This window comes from uncultured Corynebacterium sp. (genome assembly GCF_902489365.1).
Lineage (GTDB): Bacteria > Actinomycetota > Actinomycetes > Mycobacteriales > Mycobacteriaceae > Corynebacterium.
This window is the reverse complement of sequence record NZ_CABTZR010000016.1, coordinates 12973-33956: the sequence shown is the minus strand read 5'-3', so window position 1 is coordinate 33956 and position 20984 is coordinate 12973. Positions and strand designations below refer to the sequence as shown.

21 protein-coding genes and 1 tRNA gene are annotated in these 20984 nt (G+C 61.9%); 17 read left to right on the top strand and 5 right to left on the bottom strand.

What is annotated here, in order from left to right; all coding sequences use genetic code 11:
* Positions 1 to 179: 179 nt before the first annotated feature.
* From ctaD to RDN59_RS04085, 3 genes are all read left to right on the top strand, one after another.
* Positions 180 to 1871 carry a cytochrome c oxidase subunit I gene (gene ctaD, locus RDN59_RS04095; protein ID WP_070509772.1) on the top strand — a complete coding sequence of 564 codons (1692 nt, stop codon included), beginning with the start codon at positions 180 to 182 and terminating at the stop codon, positions 1869 to 1871.
* A 103-nt stretch (positions 1872 to 1974) separates the two neighbouring features.
* Positions 1975 to 3168, top strand: coding sequence for a phosphoserine phosphatase SerB (gene serB, locus RDN59_RS04090; RefSeq protein WP_308606734.1), 1194 nt, complete (start codon positions 1975 to 1977; stop codon positions 3166 to 3168).
* On the top strand, positions 3161 to 3886 hold the full coding sequence (locus RDN59_RS04085) for a peptidyl-tRNA hydrolase (RefSeq protein WP_308606733.1): 726 nt from the start codon (positions 3161 to 3163) through the stop codon (positions 3884 to 3886). The genes serB and RDN59_RS04085 overlap by 8 nt, the downstream gene beginning before the upstream one ends.
* Here the strand turns inward: RDN59_RS04085 and RDN59_RS04080 are convergent.
* Genes RDN59_RS04080 through RDN59_RS04070 form a run of 3 tightly spaced genes read right to left on the bottom strand, consistent with a single transcriptional unit; the run spans position 3883 to position 7853 of the window.
* Positions 3883 to 5844 (bottom strand): ATP-dependent DNA helicase, encoded by a 1962-nt coding sequence (locus tag RDN59_RS04080; protein ID WP_308606732.1) that lies wholly within the window; start codon positions 5842 to 5844, stop codon positions 3883 to 3885. The two genes, RDN59_RS04085 and RDN59_RS04080, sit on opposite strands and share 4 nt — an antisense overlap.
* 36 nt (positions 5845 to 5880) lie before the next feature.
* Positions 5881 to 7233, bottom strand: coding sequence for a nicotinate phosphoribosyltransferase (locus RDN59_RS04075; RefSeq protein ID WP_308606730.1), 1353 nt, complete (start codon positions 7231 to 7233; stop codon positions 5881 to 5883).
* A gap of 41 nt (positions 7234 to 7274) precedes the next feature.
* Positions 7275 to 7853 (bottom strand): hypothetical protein, encoded by a 579-nt coding sequence (locus RDN59_RS04070; protein ID WP_308606728.1) that lies wholly within the window; start codon positions 7851 to 7853, stop codon positions 7275 to 7277.
* Positions 7854 to 7941: 88 nt separating this feature from the next.
* Here RDN59_RS04070 and clpS point away from each other — a divergent pair, with 88 nt between their 5' ends.
* The 8 genes from clpS to rdgB all read left to right on the top strand — a co-directional run bounded on the left by clpS (position 7942) and on the right by rdgB (position 13487).
* The gene (gene clpS, locus RDN59_RS04065; protein WP_049155733.1) at positions 7942 to 8277 is read left to right on the top strand and encodes an ATP-dependent Clp protease adapter ClpS; all 336 of its coding nucleotides are present in this window, start codon (positions 7942 to 7944) and stop codon (positions 8275 to 8277) included.
* Positions 8278 to 8280: 3 nt separating this feature from the next.
* Positions 8281 to 8817: a DUF2017 domain-containing protein gene (locus RDN59_RS04060; protein WP_046647374.1), complete on the top strand. Its 537-nt coding sequence runs from the start codon at positions 8281 to 8283 to the stop codon at positions 8815 to 8817.
* A 22-nt stretch (positions 8818 to 8839) separates the two neighbouring features.
* Complete coding sequence (locus tag RDN59_RS04055) at positions 8840 to 9784, top strand: P1 family peptidase (protein WP_308606739.1); 945 nt, start codon at positions 8840 to 8842, stop codon at positions 9782 to 9784.
* A gap of 13 nt (positions 9785 to 9797) precedes the next feature.
* Positions 9798 to 10520, top strand: a complete 723-nt coding sequence (locus tag RDN59_RS04050; protein ID WP_308606727.1) for a rhomboid family intramembrane serine protease — start codon at positions 9798 to 9800, stop codon at positions 10518 to 10520.
* Positions 10520 to 11296 (top strand): glutamate racemase, encoded by a 777-nt coding sequence (murI, locus tag RDN59_RS04045; RefSeq protein ID WP_308606726.1) that lies wholly within the window; start codon positions 10520 to 10522, stop codon positions 11294 to 11296. Before RDN59_RS04050 ends, murI begins: the two co-directional genes overlap by 1 nt.
* Before the next feature lie 67 nt (positions 11297 to 11363).
* Positions 11364 to 12131, top strand: a complete 768-nt coding sequence (locus RDN59_RS04040; RefSeq protein ID WP_308606725.1) for an MBL fold metallo-hydrolase — start codon at positions 11364 to 11366, stop codon at positions 12129 to 12131.
* A gap of 22 nt (positions 12132 to 12153) precedes the next feature.
* Positions 12154 to 12882, top strand: a complete 729-nt coding sequence (gene rph / locus RDN59_RS04035; RefSeq protein WP_070516105.1) for a ribonuclease PH — start codon at positions 12154 to 12156, stop codon at positions 12880 to 12882.
* Positions 12876 to 13487, top strand: a complete 612-nt coding sequence (gene rdgB / locus RDN59_RS04030) for an RdgB/HAM1 family non-canonical purine NTP pyrophosphatase (protein WP_308606724.1) — start codon at positions 12876 to 12878, stop codon at positions 13485 to 13487. The genes rph and rdgB overlap by 7 nt, the downstream gene beginning before the upstream one ends.
* A 293-nt stretch (positions 13488 to 13780) precedes the next feature.
* Here the strand turns inward: rdgB and RDN59_RS04025 are convergent.
* Positions 13781 to 13862 (bottom strand) — tRNA-Leu (locus RDN59_RS04025).
* A gap of 143 nt (positions 13863 to 14005) precedes the next feature.
* Here RDN59_RS04025 and RDN59_RS04020 point away from each other — a divergent pair.
* The 3 genes from RDN59_RS04020 to RDN59_RS04010 are packed head-to-tail and all read left to right on the top strand — an operon-like array spanning position 14006 to position 15369.
* Entirely contained in the window at positions 14006 to 14401 is a 396-nt protein-coding gene (locus RDN59_RS04020; RefSeq protein WP_308606738.1) for a hypothetical protein, read from the top strand.
* Positions 14401 to 14757 carry a DUF3817 domain-containing protein gene (locus RDN59_RS04015; RefSeq protein WP_070443384.1) on the top strand — a complete coding sequence of 119 codons (357 nt, stop codon included), beginning with the start codon at positions 14401 to 14403 and terminating at the stop codon, positions 14755 to 14757. The genes RDN59_RS04020 and RDN59_RS04015 overlap by 1 nt, the downstream gene beginning before the upstream one ends.
* 6 nt (positions 14758 to 14763) lie before the next feature.
* A complete protein-coding gene (locus RDN59_RS04010; protein ID WP_308606723.1) occupies positions 14764 to 15369 on the top strand; it encodes a hypothetical protein in 606 nt (201 codons plus the stop codon).
* 69 nt (positions 15370 to 15438) lie between these two features.
* On the opposite strand, the gene RDN59_RS04005 is transcribed toward RDN59_RS04010, so the two are convergent.
* Positions 15439 to 17361: a solute carrier family 23 protein gene (locus RDN59_RS04005; protein WP_308606722.1), complete on the bottom strand. Its 1923-nt coding sequence runs from the start codon at positions 17359 to 17361 to the stop codon at positions 15439 to 15441.
* Positions 17362 to 17715: 354 nt separating this feature from the next.
* On the opposite strand from RDN59_RS04005, the gene pflB reads away from it, so the two are divergent.
* From pflB to pflA, 3 genes are read left to right on the top strand one after another with little or no spacing between them, the layout of a single operon-like run.
* Positions 17716 to 19827: a formate C-acetyltransferase gene (gene pflB / locus RDN59_RS04000; protein ID WP_374044582.1), complete on the top strand. Its 2112-nt coding sequence runs from the start codon at positions 17716 to 17718 to the stop codon at positions 19825 to 19827.
* 35 nt (positions 19828 to 19862) lie between these two features.
* A complete protein-coding gene (gene grcA2 / locus RDN59_RS03995) occupies positions 19863 to 20114 on the top strand; it encodes an autonomous glycyl radical cofactor GrcA2 (protein WP_039676708.1) in 252 nt (83 codons plus the stop codon).
* Positions 20115 to 20984: a pyruvate formate-lyase-activating protein gene (pflA, locus tag RDN59_RS03990; RefSeq protein WP_308606720.1), complete on the top strand. Its 870-nt coding sequence runs from the start codon at positions 20115 to 20117 to the stop codon at positions 20982 to 20984.

Here is a 20984-nt window from a genome sequence, read left to right as displayed (position 1 = left end):
GCGTTATCTGCTCCAAACGGGGTTAGCAAGGTTGGCGGAAAATAACAGAGCGCTGGAAATTCGGCCCTGAGGTGGCCTAATATAATGCGAGTAAACCTAGGTGTTTGACTACTGAGCGTGTGGCGCGAGAAAACGCGTGATGCCGATGTGGTTAAGCACTTGTTCTTCAGGAGGATTTTATGACCGCTGTGGCGCCACGGCTCGACGATTACGTCGCGCCTACACGTCCAGAGCCGACTGGTAACGCAAAGACCGGTTCCAAGGCTTGGATGATGCTAACCACCACCGACCACAAGCAGCTGGGCATCATGTACATGATCATGTCCTTCAGCTTCTTCTTCCTCGGTGGATTCATGGCTCTGCTGCTTCGCGCTGAGCTTTTCACCCCAGGACTGCAGTTCCTGTCCAACGAGCAGTTCAACCAGCTGTTCACCATGCACGGCACCGTGATGCTGCTGCTGTTTGCGACACCAGTGGTGTGGGCATTTGGTAACTACGTTATGCCCCTGCAGATTGGCGCACCGGACGTGGCCTTCCCGCGTCTGAACGCCTTTGGCTTCTGGATTACCCTGACCGGCGGCATCGTGATGCTCGCGGGCTTCTTGACTCCGGGCGGCGCTGCTGACTTCGGCTGGACCATGTACATGCCGCTGGCTGATTCCGTCCACACCCCGGGCATCGGCGCGGACATGTGGATCGTTGGTGTGGGTGCTACCGGTGTCGGTACCATTGCTTCCGCCATCAACATGATCACCACGATTCTTACCCTGCGTGCACCGGGCATGACCATGTTCCGTCTGCCGGTTTTCACCTGGGCTATCTTTACCGCTTCCATCATCGTGCTGATGATCTTCCCGCTGCTGACTGCTGCGGCTCTGGGTGTTCTGTATGACCGCAAGCTGGGCGGCCACATCTATGACTCTGCCAACGGCGGCGCCATCCTGTGGCAGCACCTCTTCTGGTTCTTCGGCCACCCGGAGGTCTACGTCCTCGCACTGCCGTTCTTCGGCATTATCTCTGAGATTGTCCCGGTCTTCTCCCGTAAGCCGGTCTTCGGCTACATCGGCCTCGTCTTCGCTCTGCTGGCCATTGGTGCACTGTCCATGGCTGTGTGGGCACACCACATGTTCGTGACTGGCGCCATCCTGCTGCCGTTCTTCTCCTTCATGACCTTCCTGATTGCGGTTCCGACCGGTGTGAAGTTCTTCAACTGGGTCGGCACCATGTGGAAGGGCCACATCACCTGGGATACCCCGATGATCTTCGCCATGGGCTTCCTGACCACCTTCCTCTTCGGCGGTATGACCGGTATTATGCTGGCTTCCCCGGCGCTGGACTTCCACCTTGCAGAGTCCTACTTCCTTATTGCTCACTTCCACTACACCCTGTTCGGTACCGTGGTGTTCTCCGCCTTCGGTGGTCTGTACTTCTGGTTCCCGAAGATGACCGGCCGCATGTTGGATGAGCGTCTGGGCAAGATCCACTTCTGGCTGACCTTCATCGGCTTCCACGGCACCTTCCTGGTTCAGCACTGGGTGGGCAACATGGGTATGCCGCGTCGTTACGCCGACTACCTGGAGTCTGATGGCTTCACGGTCTTCAACCAGATTTCCACCATCTTCTCCTTCGTTCTCGGCGCCTCGGTTATTCCGCTGGTGTGGAACGTCTTCAAGTCCTGGCGCTACGGCGAGATCGTCACTGTGGACGATCCGTGGGGCTACGGCAACTCCCTTGAGTGGGCTACCTCCTGCCCGCCGCCGCGCCACAACTTCGTATCCCTGCCGCGCATCCGTTCCGAGCGTCCGGCCTTCGAGCTGCACTACCCGCACATGGTCAAGCGCATGCGCGAGGAAGCACACGTCGGGCACTAAGCACTCACTAGCTGAGTACTCCTGAAAACGCCGCCTCCCCATCACCGCGATGGGGAGGCGGCGTTTGCCGTTGGTGGAGATTCCAGGATCGCGGTGTGCGATAATGAGCCCCGTGGATAATCAAAGTGAACAAGTTTTCGCCGTTGTCACCGCCTCAGGTCCCGACAAACCAGGCGTGTCTGCCGCCTTCTTCCGCGTTCTTAGCTCCCATAACGTAGAGCTGGTTGATGCCGAACAGGCCATTTTCTCCGGTCGCATCTCCCTCTCCGCGTACATCCGTGTCAGCGCCTCGCGTCTGGAGGCCATGGAGCAGGGGCTGCGCAACACGTTGAGCATCTATGCGCAGTCCATCACCGTGGAGCCTCGGGAGGAGGAAGCCACCTCACGGCCGCGGTCCACGCACGTCGTCGTGGTGCTGGGTCGTCAGGTCAACGCGAGCCACATGTCGGCCATCGCCAAAGAGCTGGCCAACCTCGATGTCAACATCGACCGCATCCGTGGCCTGTCTACGTATCCGCTCAACGGCCTCGAGCTGTACATCACGATCGATGGCTCCTCTGACCCTGTTCGCGCCATGCTGGCCCGGCTAGCCACCGAGCAAGGTGTCGATATCGCCATCGAGCGCTCCGGCCTGCAGCGCCGCTCGAAGCGCCTCATTTGCTTTGACTGCGACTCTACCCTCATTACCGGCGAGGTCATCGAGATGCTGGCCGCCCACGCGGGTAAGGAGGCGGAAGTCGCCGCAGTGACGGAGCGCGCTATGCGCGGTGAGCTGGACTTCGAAGAGTCTCTCCGCGAGCGCGTCGCCACCCTGGCCGGGTTGCCGGAATCGGTCATTAAGGAAACCGCCAACGATATTCGCCTGACCCCGGGAGTGCGCACCACCATCCGCACGCTTAAGCGCATGGGCTACCGCGTTGCCGTGGTCTCCGGCGGCTTCATTCAGGTCCTCGAGGATCTAGCTAAAGAGCTCGACCTCGACTACGTGCGCGCCAACACCCTGGAAATCAAGGACGGTAAGCTCACCGGCCGGGTCATCGGGGACGTGGTGGACCGCAAGGCCAAGGAGATGTTCTTGCGTGAGTTCGCTGCAGATTCGGGCCTGAGCATGCGGCAGACCGTTGCTGTGGGCGATGGTGCTAACGATATCGACATGATTTCCGCTGCCGGCCTGGGCATTGCCTTCAACGCCAAGCCCGCCCTGCGCGAGGTGGCGGATACCTCTGTTAACCACCCATACATGGACGAAATCCTGCAGATCCTGGGCATCCCCATGGAGGAAGTTGCCAGTGAATAACCTCCGCGAGGCCCACCGTCGCCTCGCGGCTGCCTGCAGCGAGCGCAGCTGGCGCGATGATCCCGAGGATCCCGACAAGCCCGAGACCATCCAGGCGATGCAGATAGCGCTCAACCTGCCCAAGCAAGACCCGCCCGCGCGCACGGAGGTGCTGGAGGCAGCAGCGAGGGGTGTGGTCAAGCTCTGCCTCGACGATCGGGCCGGGCAGGATGGGGCCTTCGCCGAGGCGTTGGGGCAGTGGTACGGGCACCGCATCCGCAAGGTGGCGCGCCGCGCCCGCAACAAGGCCTGGCACGATGTGCAGTGCCTGCCCGGCGTCACGGTGGATGATCGCGCGCGCGTCTTCCTTCCCTCGGCAGTACAGGACGTGCATCCACTCGTGTCGAAGATGCAAATCGGCCACACCGACCTGCCGAAGGATGAGCCAGGGCCCGCGCTTGACGACGTCCCCGTGATCTACATCGACGCCTCCCTCGCCATGAGCGCGGGAAAGGCCGCAGCACAAGTAGGGCACGGCTCAATGCTGCTGGCCGCGGCGATGAGCGTCGAGGAAGTGGAGGACTGGGCAGCACAGGACTTTACGCTGTCCGTGCGCGAAATCCCCCATGAGGAATTTGCCGCGGCTTGTGCGCGTCCGGCAGCGGTGGTGGTGCACGACGCCGGCTTCACCGAGGTCGCCCCGGACTCAGCCACGGTGTGCGCGCTGCGCCGCCCCTAGCGGGCCTCGACCAGGCGCTTGAGCGCCCCGCGCACGACCTCTGGGTCGCTCGTCGGCCACATCTGCGGCATGGAGGCCCGCAGGTAGGAGCCGTAACGCTTGGTCTCTAGGCGGCTATCGAGCACGGCGACGACTCCGCGGTCCGCAGTGGAGCGCAGCAGGCGGCCCGCGCCTTGGGCCATGAGCAGCGCCGCGTGCGTCGCAGAAACCTCCATGAACCCGTTGCGTCCTGCCGCCTTTGCGGCCTCGGTCCGCGCTTGCATGAGTGGGTTATCCGGGCGGGGGAAGGGGATGCGATCGATGAGGACCAGGGAACAGGAGGGCCCCGGCACGTCGACGCCCTGCCAGAGCGTGAGCGTGCCGAAGAGACAGGAGTTTTCGTTCTTCGTGAACTTGTCCACGAGCGCACCGATGGAGTCCTCGCCCTGGAGGTAAATGTCGAAGGGGAGCGTGGGCTTGAGTTCTTCGGCTGCCTGTTGCGCGGCCCGCCGCGAGGAGAAGAGCCCGAGCGTGCGCCCGCCGGCGGCCATGATGAGCTCGCGGATCTCTTGGAGGGTCTGGGGGCTCAGCCCATCGCGTCCCGGCTGCGGCAGGTGCGCCGCGGTATAGAGGATGCCGCTGCGCGCGGGGTCAAAGGGATAGCCCACGTCGAGGCTGTCCCACGTGCCTTTCGGCAGGCCCCACTGTGCGGCCATGGCGTCGAAGCGTCCGCCTAGGGCCAGCGTGGCGGAGGTGAGCACCACGGTCTGCTCGCCGAAGAGCTTTTCGTGCAGCATGCCGGCGATGGACAGAGGGGCCACGGCAAGGGTGTCGTTCAACGTGCGCTCATCGCGCTCCAGCCACACCACGTCGGCATGCGCGGCGGGGTCACCGGTGGCGAAGACGTCGAGGATGCGGGCGATAGCCTCGACGAGAGTGGCGAGGTGGTTGGCCAGGTTCTGGCGCTCCGCAGATTTTTCCGGGTCTTGGGCCTGTTCACCCTCGGGGGCGCGGGCGATGGTTTCGCGGCAGTCGGCCAATGTGTCAGCCACGCTCATGAGTTGCTGTTTGGCTTCCTCTGGCAAGTCGGTCCAACGGCCTGGCGCGAACTCCGCGAGGAGTTGGCTCAGTTCGTTGGCTTGCTCGGTGAGGCGTTGGTCTTTGCCGTTGGCACCGAGGGACTTGGCGCGGTTAGCCGCCATCTTGAGCGCGCGCCCGGTGATCTCGGCGGTGGAGACCGAGGTGATGCGGCCGTCCAGCTCGTGGGCCTCGTCGATGATAACGACGTCGTGTTCGGGCAGGATATTGATATCCGCTACTGCGTCGATGGCGAGCAGGGCGTGGTTGGTGACGACGATATCGACGTCCGCTGCGCGGCGGCGCGCGAGTTCCGCGAAGCAGTCTTCGCCGTGCGGGCAGCGGGTGGCACCGAGGCACTCGTTCGAGGTGACGGATACCTGCCGCCACGCTAAGTCTGGCACGCCCGGTTCCAAGTCTTCGCGGTCACCAGTCTCGGTGTCTTCCGCCCACTCGTAGACGCGCTGGACGTGGCGGCCGAGGTAAGAAACAGCGTCTTCGTCGAGTAAGGCGTCCTCGTCCTCAAGCTCAGCGGCGCGGGAGACTTTGTTGAGGCAGACGTAGTTGGAGCGGCCCTTCATGATGGCGAAGGTTGGTTTCTTTTCTAGGTGCGGCTCGAGGGCCTCGGCCAAGCGCGGCAGGTCCCGCTCCACCAGCTGGCGTTGGAGCGCCAGCGTGGCCGTGGAGACGATGACGGTGTGGCCGGTCTCTTGCGCGTGGCGGAAGGCGGGCACGAGATAGGCCAAGGACTTACCTGTGCCTGTTCCTGCCTGCACGGCGAGGTGGCGCTCTTTCTCTAACGCAGTGGTCACGGCCGTCGCCATGCGCACCTGGCCGGGGCGCCGCGAGCCGCCGAGGGCGGAGACTGCGGCGTCGAGGAGGTCAACCGTTGTGTCCTGCATTGGTGCCAGTGTAGTCGGTCTTCCCCCGCGTACTTCCTAAGCGTCGAAGCCGATAAAGCGGGTGGGAACCGCGGGTTCATCGCGGGTGAGTGCGAGGCCCTCCCACGGCAGCGTCGTGATGGCCTGTGCCAGGTACTCGCGGGATTCCTCGAGGGTAGGCAGGGCGTCGAGGATTTCGCCGTCACGCATCAGCGGCACCGTCATCTCGCGGGTGCGCAGCGTGCCGGTTTCCGGGTTCTCAGCGGAGAAGGGGAGCACGAGCTCCTCGACGGCTACCCCGGAGGAGCGGTAGGTGCGCAGGGCGCGCTTTGCCCCGCCCTGCGACTTCTTCGAGGAGGAACGCTTAGCCACTGGATGTCCTTCGACCTCGACGACCTTGTAGACCATGCCCGCCGTCGGGGCGCCCGAGCCGGTGACCACCGAGGTGCCTACGCCATAGACATCGACGGGATCGCCGCGCAGACCGGCGATGGCGAACTCATCCAGGTCGGAGGAGACCACGATTTTGGTGTTGTGGTTGCCCAAATCATCGAGCTGCTTGCGCACGCGGCGGGTAACTGCGGCTAGGTCGCCAGAATCGATGCGCACACCGCCCAGCTCGGGTCCGGCCACCTTGACGGCGGTTTCCACGCCCTTGGTGATGTCATAAGTATCCACCAACAAGGTGGTCCCCACACCGAGGGTCTCGATCTGCCCGCGGAAAGCAGCCTCCTCGTTGGGGGTGCCGTCCTCATTGACGTGCGCCAGCGTCCACGCATGCGCCGCAGTACCGGAGACCGGGATGTCATAGCGGTAGCCGGCCTCCAAGTTGGAGGTGGCCTGAAAGCCTGCCAGATAGGCGGCGCGGGCAGCAGTCACTGCAGCGTATTCGTGCGTGCGGCGCGAGCCCATCTCAATGATGGGGCGGCCGTCCGCGGCAACCACCATGCGGGAAGCCGCAGAAGCCACCGCGGAATCGGAATTCATGATGGAAAGGATCACGGTTTCCAGAATGAGACACTCGCCGAAGGTGCCGCGCACGGTCAACAGTGGCGAGTTGGGGAAGTACAGCTCGCCTTCCCGGTAGCCATCGATCTGCCCGGAGAAGCGGTAATTGGCCAGGTAATCCTTGGTTTGAGCATCAAGAAAGTCCATCTCCGCCAACTGCTGAGCAGTGAAACGGAAGTCCCGGACGGCGCGAAGGACGCGCTCGGTACCGGCAACAACGCCGTAGCGCCGTTCGTTGGGAAGCCGGCGGGCAAAAACTTCGCAGGCTACCTGGCGGTGCGCGGAGCCATCGCGCAGCGCCGCTTGCAGCATGGTCAGCTCGTACTTATCGGTAAGAAGGGCCGTGGAGCGATCCGCAGGGACGTTTCCGGCATCCAGGACGTTATCTGAGGTAGTAGTCACATCGAAGATGCTACTCAGGGCGTCCTAAAAAATCAGCTGTTCTATTCCTCAAGCTGAATGACGACGTACACCTCGCCGTCGTTATAAGCCACGCCGACGGCCGCGGTGCTCATCCGGCGATCTCGCAGGGCGGCCACGTGGTCGGGGGAGGCCCGGAAGGCCTCGACGAATTCATATGCGCTGGCCTTGTCCACGGGCAGGTGGTGCTGAACCATCTGCACATTTTCTTCGGCTGGGTCTTGCGTCTTGGTGACGGCGTTGCACTCTGCCTTTTCGCGGGCTGCGGTTTGGCGGTCGATCCAGGGCACCAGTGGGGCTTGGCCGTCTTCCTTGCGCCAAGTGTTGAGCGCACCTATCAGCTCCTCTTGGATGGTTTCGAGCTGGCGTTGGACGGGAACGTCGGGAAGCTCGTAGTCGCACGCCTCCGACGTCGGGGGTTCCGTATCCGTCGAGCTGCCGTCGTCCGACGGGTTGGTCAAGCTCAGTACGGCAGCCACGAGCGTGCCGCCGAGAACGAGCACGGTGAGCACGCGCTGCAGGAGGAGCACGACATCCTCCTTCGCCGGTTGACGTCCCGCGAGAATGTCAGTGACGGCCGAGGGAAGGGAGAAAGAATTCATTGATGCCACCTGGAAACGATAATCAGGTTAAGGGTCGCTGACAGTATAACTGCTCGCGACGCGGAGAATTTTAGCTAGTGTAGAGGGCATGAAAGCGCACAACGAAACGTCCGCGGGCGTGGTGATGAGTTCACCCATGGCCACCCCGGAGCTGGATGAGGCGATTGACGTCGACGTCGCCACGAGCGAAAACCTGCCGTGGATGTGCATTGTCTGGGATGATCCAGTCAACCTGATGAGCTACGTCTCCTACGTGTTCCAGACCGTTTTAGGCTATGACAAGAAGCGAGCCAACGAGCTGATGATGCAGGTCCATACCGAAGGTAAGGCAGCCGTGTCCTCGGGTGAACGCGACAAAGTCGAAGCCGACGTGAAGAAGCTGCAGGTCGCGGGCCTCTGGGCCACGATGCAGCAGGCAGGGTAGGTTATGCAGGCTTGGAAGAAGAAAAAGTCCTTCATGCGCGGCGCCAAGTACACGGCTGTTTTCGAGCCGATGGAGCGCGAAGTCTTGGGCGACCTCACCGCGACGGTCTCTGAGGCGATCATCGCTCGCGCCCAGTCGGCGCCGAAGGATGAGCTGGCGGACATGCTCGACATGCCCACCGGCCACACCGAAGCCCCCGAAGACCCCTCGCTGGCCCGCCTCTTTCCGGACTTCAAGAAGCCGGGGGATGAGGAATTCGACGGAGACAATTCCCTCATGCGCTCGCTCCACGAGAACGACATCGCGCGCGCCAAGCTGGAGAACCTGCAGGTTATTAACACTGCGCTGGGGCCGACTGGCGGGGTAGAGGTAGCCATTAGTGAGGAAGAGGCGCATGCCTTCCTCGCGGGGCTTAATGATCTGCGCCTCTATATCGCCGCCGGGGACGTGCCGGAGGATACCCCTGGGGCGGACCGCGATACGCTCGTGGAATGGCTGGCGTTCTGCCAGGATTCGCTGCTCGACGTTCTCATGGATTAGCGCCGTGCAGACTCTTCCCGGCATGGGCTTTTCCGTTGGCCACGTGACGCGTGAGGATACCGGCGTCACCGTCATTTACTGCGGCGAACAGGGGGCCGTGGCCGGCGTCGACGTGCGGGGCGGTGGCCCAGGCACGCGCGAGACAGATCTTTTAGAGCCACACAACACGGTTGAGCGCGTTCATGCATTTGTCCTTGCAGGCGGCTCGGCCTTCGGGCTGGCCGCTGCGGATGGTGTCATGCGGGGGCTGGAGGAAGCAGGGATTGGTTTCCCCGTCTTTGGCGAGGAGGTCCCCGGCCCGCGCGTTCCTATCGTGCCGGGCGCGGTCATCTTCGACCTGCTCGCCGGGCCGCAGCGTCCCTCGGCGGCAGATGGCGAGGTAGCCCTACGCGCCGCGTTGGCAGGACACGACGCCACGAGTGGCAGCGTGGGTGCGGGCACTGGGGCCTGTGCCGGCAAGGTGCGGGGCGGGGTGGGCACCGCGCTTGTCGACGTCTCCTCGTTCTCCGTCGCCGCCGTCGTCGTGGCGAACCCGGTGGGGCAGGTGATTGATGCTGAGACTGGGCGCTTGTTTGGCGCGCCGGGTGCACCAGCCGTCGACGTTGAGCGGTTTGCCGCAGCCCGCAGCCTGGCCGAGTCATTCGCGGAATCCTCGCGGCTTAATACCACCATTGGTGCGGTGTTGACCGATGCGCCTTTAAGCAAGGCCCAGACCAAGCGCCTCGCCCTCGCGGGCCACGATGGCATCGCTCGCGCTGTGCGCCCAGCGCATTCCCCGCTGGATGGGGATACGCTGTTTGCTGCCTCCTCGGGAGTCCGCTCAGCGGAGCGGGGCATCGGCCCGGCGGAGTTGGCGTCGTTAAGCGCAGCTGCTGCTGATGCCGTGGAGGCAGCCATCGTTGACGCCGTGATGAGTGCAAGCCCAGGGCTGGGTTTGGAGGCGTATTCCTCGCTGCGGGCTTGCTAGAGTTGGAGGCATTATGACGACGAGTGGACCCTTTGGCCAGCAGCATTCGCATGAGCCTAATCCCTTTCAACCCCGCCCCGCTGCCGCGGGACAGGGGCAGCAGCCCCTCCTTAATTCAGGCGATTCGAAAAATTACACTCGGGCCGGCCGCCTCAAAACAGCCGCGACTCTTACGGTGGGGTTCCTCGCCGTCGAGTGGATCATCCACATCATTAACTTCCTGTTCTTTGGAAGCGAGCTGGGGCAGTACGGCATTCATCCGCTGGACTTCAACGGCATCTGGGGGATTTTCACCGCGCCGCTGCTCCACGCGAACTTCGAGCACCTCATCGGAAACTCGTTGCCTGGTGCGATCTTTTGTTTCCTGATTGGCTTGTCGGGCCGCAAGGCATGGTGGGAGGTCACCATCATCGTGGTGCTCATCGCCGGCGTGGGCACGTGGCTGCTGGGCGGGCCTGGGACCTCGCATATCGGTGCCTCGGGCATGGTCTATGGCTGGCTGGCCTACCTCATCGTCCGAGGAATCTTCAACCGTTCCCTGGGCCAATTTCTCGTCGGCGTGGGGCTGGGCTTTGCCTATTCCGGTCTCATCTGGGGCGTGTTGCCTATCTATGAAGGAGTCAGCTGGCAGGGCCACCTCTTCGGCGCCATTGGTGGCATCGTCGCGGGCATGGTGATCACCTCCGATGACCCGATTCAGAAGGTCAAGCCCGCGCCTCGGGGAGCGATGCGTTAATGCCTGACGCAACCTCTCCGATCGGGATTTTTGATTCGGGTGTGGGCGGCCTGACCGTCGCTCGCACGATCATCGAGCAGCTTCCCGACGAATCCATCATCTACATCGGCGATACCGCCCATACCCCCTATGGCCCGCGGCCCATCGCCGAGGTGAGGGAGCTGTCCACCGCCATCGCCGACGAGTTGGTGGAGCGCGGCTGCAAGATGCTGGTGATCGCCTGCAACACCGCCACGGCCGCTTTCCTGCACGATGCCCGCGAGCGCTATGCCATTCCGGTCGTGGAGGTCATCCGCCCGGCCGTGCGCCGCGCCATCGCCACCACCCGCAACGGCAAGATCGGCGTGATTGGTACGGAGGGAACCATTAACTCCGGGGCCTACCAGGATTTGTTCGCCGTCAACCCGAATGTTGAGTGCACGGCCGTGGCGTGCCCGGACTTCGTGAGTTTCGTTGAGCGCGGCATTACCGCCGGGCGTCAGATTCTTGGTGTGGCCGAGGGCTACCTTGCGCCGCTGCAGTCGGCGGGCGTCGACACGCTCGTTCTTGGCTGCACGCACTACCCGCTGCTCACGGGCGTCATCCAGCTCGCTATTGGGGATAACGTCACCTTGGTGTCCTCGGCGGAGGAGACTGCGAAGGATGTCCTGCGCATCCTCACCAACACGGACATGCTGGCCCCGGCAGGGCAGGTACCCACACGTAGTTTCGAGTGCACTGGCGACCACGCCACCTTCGAGCGTTTAGCCGCGCGCTTCCTGGGGCCCAAGATTTAGAGCGGGTGAGGATGTACAATCGACCCAAATCCCGCATCCCCCATTGTTTCGTGGAACTATTGAACGCATGAAGCTGACCATCCTAGGCTGTTCCGGCTCGGTGCCCACTGTGGGTAATCCGGCCTCTGGCTATCTCTTGTCTTTCCCCTCTGCTCCGTCCATCATCATGGACTTGGGCCCGGGTACGCTTGCACGCCTGCAGGAACTCCAGGATCCGTGCGATGCACACGTGGCGTTAACTCATCTCCATGCCGATCACTGCCTGGACTTTCCGTCTTTGATGGTGTGGCGCCGCTTCCACCCCACAGCACCCGCAGCCTCCCGCAATTTCTGCCTCGGGCCGTCGACGACTGAGACCCACCTGGGCCGGCTGTCCTCGGATACTCCGGACGGGGTGGATGACATGAGCGATACCTTTGCGTTCAGCCCGTGGGTGGATCGGGAACGCCAGCTTGTCGACGATGTCTATATCACCCCCTTCCGCACAGTTCACCCGGTAGAGACATACGCTTTGCGGGTTGAGCACACTAAATCCGGTGCAACCTTGTGCTATTCAGCTGATTCGGCCTATACGCCCGCGCTCGTTGAGGCTGCCCAGGGCGTGGATGTTTTCCTCTGTGAGGCCGCATGGGGCGAGACCTCGGAGGACAAGGCCCCAGACATGCACATGTCGGGGGCAGAAGCCGGGCGTCTGGCGCGTGAGGCGGGCGTGAAGAAGCTGGTGCTCGTGCACCTGCAGCCGTGGGGTGATGCCGCCGCTACCTATGCCGCAGCTGCCCGTGAGTTCGACGGTGAGATCGTCGTTGGTGCCGCCGGGATGGAGCTCGACTTTTAGCACGCGCGGTAGGGTAGGGGGCATGACTGATTTCACTCGTGCCGATGGTCGCGCGCTCGACCAACTCCGTAGCGTCCGCATTACCCGCAACTTCACCACCAACCCGGCTGGGTCGGTTTTGGTGGAGTTCGGCAACACCCGAGTCATGTGCACGGCTTCCGTGGAATTCGGGGTGCCGCGCTTCAAGAAGGACTCCGGCGAGGGCTGGTTGACCGCCGAGTACGCGATGTTGCCTGCGGCCACCCACGACCGCATGCCGCGCGAGTCGATGAAGGGCAAGGTCAAGGGACGTACCCACGAGATCTCCCGCCTAGTGGGGCGCAGCCTGCGCGCCGCCGTGGACCTGTCCGAGCTGGGGGAGAACACCATCCAGCTGGATTGCGACGTACTGCAGGCCGATGGTGGTACCCGCACGGCGTCGATTACCGGCGCGTATGTGGCGCTGGCTGATGCGATTGCCTACCTTAAGGAGGAGGGTGTCGTCCCGGGCGAGCCGCTGCTGGATCCGATCGCTGCTGTCTCCGTCGGCATCATCGACGGTCACGTGTGCCTCGACCTGCCCTATGAAGAGGACTCCCGCGCGGAGGTTGATCTCAACGTGGTGATGCAGGAGGGCGGGGACTTCGTCGAGATTCAGGGCACCGGTGAGCACGGCCTGTTCGGCCGCGCGGAGCTCAATGACATGTTGGACGTGGCCCAAGCCGGCTGCACCCAGCTTATCGACGCTCAAAAGGCGGCCCTCGGATGGTAAAGCTCCTCGTCGCTTCGAATAATGCCAAGAAGCTCAAGGAGCTGGAGAAGATTCTCGCTGATGCCGGCATTGAGGGCATCGAGCTGCTCTCGCTGTCTGCAGTGGAGGCCTACCCGGAGCCTGTGGAGGATGGCCGCACCTTTGCTGATAACGCGTTGATTAAGGCGCGCGCTGGGGTGCAGCACACCGGGTTGGCAACGATCGCGGATGATTCCGGCCTCGCGGTGGAAGAACTCAACGGTATGCCGGGCGTGCTCTCTGCTCGGTGGTCGGGCGGCCACGGTGACGATGAAGCCAATAATCGCCTGCTGCTGGGGCAGATGTCACACGTGCCCGCCGAGCGCCGCGCGGCCGCCTTTGTGTCGGTCTGCGCGTTGGTGACCCCGGATGGCCAGGAACACGTGGTGGAGGGCCGCTGGCCAGGCTCCTTGCTTACCGCCCCACAGGGAGAAAATGGCTTTGGCTACGATCCTCTCTTCCAGCCTGAGGGCGAATCCCGCTCCGCCGCCGAGATGTCCTCAGAGGAGAAGAATGCTGTCTCGCACCGCGGCCGTGCATTGGCGCAGCTGCGCGAACCCCTAGCAGCCCTCGCCGGCCAAGCCTAAGTATCCGCCAAACCATTACCGCAAGCCCCAGCATTTGCTAGCTGGGCAGGTTAAGAGGGACCAAACTAGAAGGACCATCTACGCACATTCTGCGAAGACCACCTCGGGAAATGTAGAGGTTGCCTCGCAGGTGGTCCCTTAACTTTGGTCCCTGTCACACAGGGTTCTACTCATATGGTTCGCCTGCCCCCAAACGAACCCGATGAGGGGAACCGTCTGAAAAGAATCATGTGGGCTCGCCGAGCGCTGTGACGACAAGACCCCGCACGGAAACCGCGCGGGGTCTGAATATGTGCGCCCGGTGAGACTTGAACTCACACGTCATAAGACACTAGAACCTAAATCTAGCGCGTCTGCCAATTCCGCCACGGGCGCTGGTGTCGTCACTGCGGAGCACTCTTTGCTCCGCGGAACGTTCACTAGCCTACAGGGCAGCAGCCCATAGACGGAAATCCACTTTTCTGGGCGTGGTGGGTAGGCTGTTGAGAGTGAGCACCAACCCAGCACCGAAAAAGCGGATGAAGGTTCGATGGTGGCACATCGTCCTCATCGTGCTCTTCGTCGTGCTCTTTTTGTTCCTTGCTTACTGGCAATGGACGCGGTTCCGCTCCGGTTCGGGAACCTTCCAGAACTTGGGATACGCCTTCCAATGGCCGCTGTTCGCGGTATTTGTTGTTTACGCTTACCGCACTGCCATGCGCTACGAGAATGAGCGAATCGATGCCGAGAACGAAGCCCTCGAACGGGGAGAAGAGCCTGCTCAGTATGAGGCCGAGCACGTGAGAGCATCCAAAGAGAACACCGTGACTAAAATCGACGAAGATTTCCTACCGCCTCGCCCACAGATTGATGTGGACACCTTCAACGCTATGAACAAGCAGCGCCGCCGTCGCGGCACGGAAGAGGAGTATTAATGAGCAACTCAGTCAACAACGCTGTCCACCCTGACCGTCAGGCGCGTATCCGTGGCCCGCTGAAGTTCTTTTCCATTGCCGCCACGATTACCGGTATTTTCCTTCTCATTCTTGTTGCGCGCATGATCCTGCAATACGGCGTGGGCATGGAGATGCCATCGTGGGCTACGCTCATCGCCCAAGCACACGGCGTGGCCTACATGGTCTACCTCGTGTCCATCCTGGTCCTTGGTCCGCGTGCCATGTGGCCGGTAAGCAAGCTTTTCACCACGGCGCTTGCCGGTGTTGTTCCATTCCTGTCCTTCTGGATGGAGCACAAGCGCCGCACTGAAGTTGTTGAGCAGTTCCAGCTGTAGGTAGGTATGACGAGCCGCAAACTGAGCACCACACTTATCGCGCTGGTGGTGCTTCTTTCACTCGCCTGCGCGGGCTTGGGCGTGTATGCCGTCCGCCAACCGCACGAGATTTATAGCGCCCCAGTGCAGTCAACCAACACGCAGGTTGTTAAGGCAGTGCAGCGCGAAGAACAGGTGGTCTTGCTCAGCCTGGGTATCCAGGGGCTGGCGGAGAAATCCTCTGTCGGCGAAGTATTTGGTGTGCGTGTCCCGTGGACCGACCGTACCCAGTTTGTGCAGTATTCCTACAAGGCCAAGCTTGGTATTGAGGGCAAGGACGTGAGCGTCACCGAAACCGGCGAGCATTCCTACACGGTCCACATCCCAGACTTCATTTTCATCGGGCACACCGACGAGGAGTTCAAGACCGCTGTGGAAGATAACGGCGCGTTGAGCTGGACTACGCAGCCACTCGACGCCGCATCCACGGTGTCGGACGTCCTCAGCGCCGATAAGAAGCGCAAGGACATCAACGACAACCGCGAGCTCCTGCAGGACCAAGCTCGCAATTTCTATGAGGGCATCATCCGTGGCGTTGACCCCGAGGCCCAGGTCACCATGGAGTTCAGCTGACCCTTGTCTAGTGTGGGGTGAGTTCATCACCCCACGTCGAGTGACCTCGTCTCGTGGAATGAACTACGTTCATTCCACCTCCGTGAACTTGCGGTCCCAATAAGCCCGCACAGGGTTGGCATCCGCCAGCAGGATATCGAAGCGGTCATTGGCAATCTCGATGATTTCGCTCAAGACCACGCGCTGTTCCAGCTCATCCGAGTTGGACAAGCGGCGCACGCCCGCATCGATGACGCGATCGGCCGAGTCGTTGGTGTCCAGGTATGCCACAAAGGGCATGTCGAAGCGCTCGCGGTAGGCATGTGATACGTCGATAAGCTGCTGCGTTTGGACATCGTCGAGGTCATCCAGGGCCAAGGAACCGCGGTCGGCGGAGATGGTGGCGGCCGTGTCGGAGTCAGCCAGCAGCAACTCATCCATCGCGGGGTAGTCGTGGATCAGGGCACGGCGCTGCTCGCCGGGGGCGGTGAGGACCGTGACCTGGATTGCTTCGCGCAGCTGGCTGACATCCTGGAAGGGGCGCAGCTCCCAGGCAGCTTTGAGCGGCCAAGTTTCGTTATTGAAGAGCGGGCGCAGCGCGCTGACGAAGCTATCGCGGTCCATCTCGTTGAGCTCCTTGAGCGAGACGCCGGCGCCGTCGAGGCGGCTGACATCATCGCCAGACTGCGAGCCGACATGGAAGAAGAGCAAGTTGAGCAGGATCGCGGTGATAGCGCCGATCGACATTCCGGAGGAGACGAAAATCTGCGCCCACTCCGGGAAGGCGGTGGCCACGTCCGGTTTGAACGTGACGAGCATGGCTAGCCCCAGCGCGGTGGTGACGATGGCCGCGTTGCGGCCATCACTAATGTCTTCCTTCGCGATGGTCTGCAGGCCAGCCCAGGCAACGTTGGCAAACAATGCGAGGGAGGCGCCGCCGAGCACCGGGGAGGGGATAGCCGCCACAACAGCTGCGGCCTTAGGTAGCAGGCCCAGAATGATCATGAAGCCCGCTGCGGACACAGCTACCCAGCGGGATTTCACACCAGTCAGGCGAACCAGGCCGACGTTCTGCGCGAAGCAGGTGTAGGGGAAGGAGTTCATCACGCCACCAAGGGTGGTGGAGAGACCATCGGCGCGAATGGCGCGCACTACGTCATCGCGCTTGATGCGCTTCTTCACAATCTCACCGGTGGCGAAGACATCGCCGGTGGTTTCCACCATGGTGATGATCATGACGATGATGAGGGAAAGAATCGCCATGATGTCGAACTTCGGCATACCGAAGTAGAAAGGTGTTGTCATACCGATGGCATCGGCTTCACGCACGCCGTCAAAGGACGTATCGCCCAGTGCGAAGGCCACGGAAGTACCGATGACCAAACCAAGCAGCACAGACAGAGTACCCAGGAAGCCGCGGAAGAAACGCTGCACGATGATAATGATGGTGAGCGTGCCGAAGCCATAGAGCAGATCGCGTGCGGACGGGACCCCGTCCGCGTAATTAACGAAGTCATTGGCAGAAACCGCCAGCAGCGACGTACCCATGACCAAAAGTACGGTGCCGGTGACAATCGGCGGGAAGTACTTGAGCACGCGTCCAAAGACCGGCGCGGCGAAGAAGGTAAAGATACCGGCAGCAATAATCGCGCCATAAATCGTGGGCAGTGGCTGGTCACCAGCACTCATGCCGATGGCAATGATGGGGCTGACCGCCGTGGTGGTCACGCCCTGGATGATGGGAAGGCGGACGCCGATGTGCTTGCCGACGCCCACCGCTTGGATCAACGTCGCCAGACCACAGGTCAACAGGTCAGCGTTGATGAGGTGAATCGTGGTGGCCTCATCAAGGCCCAAAGAACCGGCGATGAGCAGCGGCACGATGACCGCGCCCGCGTAGAAAGCGAGAACGTGCTGGAGTCCGAGCGCTGCCAGCTTGGGCGCTGGCGGGACAACATCAACGGGATGAGTCGGGGCAGTGGCAGGGCTAGCGGTAGCGGCGGTGTCAGACACGCAAAGAGCTCCTTGCTGAAGGGCGAGACGAGGATACTGCGCATAACAATAGAGGGCGGCGGGGACACGGGCCAAGAAGTGACCTGAAAGGTGTGGGAAAGGCCACGTCAGGGGGTGATTTACCCCCGCATCCAACCGTACGGTCGTTACCTATGAAAGAGCTGACCTGTGTGGTGCTAAAACCAGCCCGTTCGGTGCCGTGGGGCACGCATGTGCCGATGTGAGGTTATGCGTTTCTCCCCCTACTATGGGCTACAGAGAGGGGTTCGGTGGCGTACGGGTTGACCGAATTGCCTGTGAATCGAAGTCACCTACAGCCCTTCTGCGACTAAGTGTTTACGCGTCGTGTGAACTATGAAGGGAGTCAATATAGTGACCACCGCAACGGAACAGTCTGTGCAGTTCGAGGCATGGAAGGGCTTTGAGCCCGGCCCGTGGACTGAGAACATTGACGTTCGTGATTTTATCCAGCGCAACTACACCCCTTATGACGGAGATTCTTCCTTCCTCGCTGGGCCCACCGAGAAGACGCAGCGCGTGTGGGATCATTTGGAGAAGAACTACCTGTCCGTCGAGCGCCAAAAGCGCATCTTCGACGTGGACACCCACACCCCGAGCGATATCGACGCTTTCCCGGCTGGGTACATCTCCGAGGACGATGACGTCATCGTCGGCCTGCAGACGGATACGCCGCTTAAGCGCGCCATGATGCCCAACGGCGGCTGGCGCATGGTCAAGCAGGCCATTAAGGAAGCCGGCAAGGAAACCGATCCGGAGATCGAGAAGATCTTCACCCGCTACCGTAAGACGCACAACGACGCCGTCTTCGATATCTATACCCCGCGCATCCGCGCAGCGCGTTCCTCCCACATCATCACCGGCCTGCCGGATGCCTATGGCCGTGGCCGCATCATTGGTGACTACCGCCGCGTGGCCCTCTACGGCGTGGACTATCTCATCGCTGAGAAGGAGGCGTCCAAGCACGCAGTCGGTGATATCGGATTCTCTGAGCACTGGGCACGCTACCGCGAGGAGCACGCCGAGCAGATCAAGGCCCTGAAGAAACTCAAGGTCATGGCTGAGTCCTATGGCTTCGATATCTCGAAGCCCGCGAAGACCGCCCACGAGGCAGTGCAGTGGACCTACTTTGGCTATTTGGCCTCCATCAAGTCCCAGGACGGCGCCGCCATGTCCATCGGACGCCTCTCCGCATTCTTCGACTGCTACTTCGAGCGCGACCTGAACGCGGGCATCATCACCGAGGAAGACGCCCAAGAAATCATCGACCAGCTGGTGCTCAAGCTGCGCATCGTCCGCTTCCTGCGCACCGAGGACTATGACCAGATCTTCTCCGGTGACCCATACTGGGCAACCTGGTCCGATGCCGGCTTTGGCGACGATGGCCGCCACATGGTGACCAAGACTTCCTTCCGTCTGCTGCAGACGCTGATTAACTTGGGCCCGTCCCCGGAGCCGAACATCACCATCTTCTGGGATCCGCGGCTGCCGGAAGGCTACAAGGAATTCTGTGCCCACATCTCGATTGAGACTTCGTCCATCCAGTACGAGTCCGATAAGCAGATTCGTGAGCAGTGGGGCGATGACGCGGCGATTGCGTGCTGCGTGTCCCCGATGGCCGTCGGCAAGCAAATGCAGTTCTTCGGCGCCCGCGTCAACGCTGCGAAGGCCCTGCTCTACGCCATCAACGGCGGCCGCGACGAAGTCAGCGGCAAGCAGGTCGTTGACGGCTACGAGCCCATCAAGGGCGATGGACCGCTCGATTTCGACGAGGTCTGGCAGAAGTACGAGGAGATGCTGGATTGGGTCGTCGGCACCTATGTCGAAGCCCTCAACATCATCCACTACTGCCACGACAAGTACGCCTACGAGGCCATCGAGATGGCGCTGCACGATTCCGATATCGTGCGCTCCATGGGCTGCGGTATCGCCGGCCTGTCCATCGTGGCTGACTCGCTTTCCGCCATTAAGTACGCCAAGGTCTACCCGGTGCGCGATGAGACCGGTCTGATCGTGGACTACAAGACGGAAGGTGACTTCCCCTTCTACGGAAACGATGATGACCGCGCCGATGACATCGCCGCCACCATCGTTCACACCGTCATGGCGAAGATTAAGGCCATCCCGATGTACCGCAACGCCATTCCGACCCAGTCGGTGCTGACCATTACCTCCAACGTGGTCTACGGCAAGGCCACCGGCGCCTTCCCGTCCGGCCACGAGGCAGGCACCCCGTTCGCCCCGGGCGCTAACCCGGAGAACGGCGCGGATAACCACGGCATGGTCGCCTCCATGCTGTCGGTGGGCAAGTTGGACTACAAGGATGCCCTCGATGGCATCTCGCTGACCAACACCATCACCCCATCCGGATTGGGCCGCACCCCGGAGGAGCGCATCACCAACCTGGTGGGTGTCCTCGACGCCGGCTTCATTATGGATTCCGAATAGACCACTTCCACACCACTTCCCAAGGAGAACACATCATGGCAACCCCCACTTTCGACGAGCGCCTCGCCACCATGAAGGCCAACCGCACCGCCAACAACATGGACTCAGGCCTCTACCACGCCAACATCAACGTCCTGGACAAGTCCACCCTGGAGGACGCCGTTGAGCACCCAGAGAAGTACCCGAACCTCACGGTCCGTGTTTCCGGCTACGCGGTGAACTTTGTGAAGCTCACCCGCGAGCAGCAGCTCGACGTCATCTCCCGTACCTTCCACCAGGGCTCCTAAATGGCAGATGGCATTACCGGCGTCGTGCGTCTTTCTCCGGAAGAAGGGGAAAAGGTGCGCGGTGCCGCCGCCGGTTTAGGAACGGACAACGACCTCGACGGCTACACCCGCTCGGAGTTGATGCAGGCCCGCCGCTCCGGCGATGTCGCGCTCGTGCACTCCTGGGAGCTGGTGACGGCTGTTGATGGCCCCGGAACACGCATGACCATGTTCATGTCCGGGTGCCCGTTGCGCTGCCAGTATTGCCACAATCCCGACACCATGGAGATGAAGGTCGGCACTTTGGAGCGCATCGAGGATGTGGTCAAGCGCATCAAGCGTTATAAGCCCGTCTTCAAGGCTTCTGGGGGTGGACTGACCATCTCTGGTGGTGAGCCGCTCTTCCAGATCGCCTTCGCGCGGCGCCTGCTCAAGGAAGTTCACGATGCAGGCATCCACACCACGATCGACACCTCGGGCTACCTCGGCGCGCGCCTGCGTGATGAAGACCTGGACAATATCGATTTGGTGCTGCTGGACGTCAAGTCCGGTGACGAGGAGACCTATAAGAAGGTCACCCGGCGTGAATTGCAGCCGACGATCGACTTTGGGGATCGCCTCAATGCCATCGGCAAACCGGTCTGGATCCGCTTCGTGGTGGTGCCGGGGCTTACCGACGGCCCCGAAAACGTCGCCAACGTAGCCAGGATCGTCTCCCGCTGGAAGAGCAACGTCGAGCGCGTCGAGGTGCTGCCCTTCCACAACATGGGCGCGGACAAGTGGCACGAGCTGGGCTACCCGTACACCCTGGAGGATACGAAGCCGCCGAAGCCGGAAGACGTCGAAGCTATCCGCGAGGTGTTCCGCAAGGAAGGTTTCGTGGTCTACTAG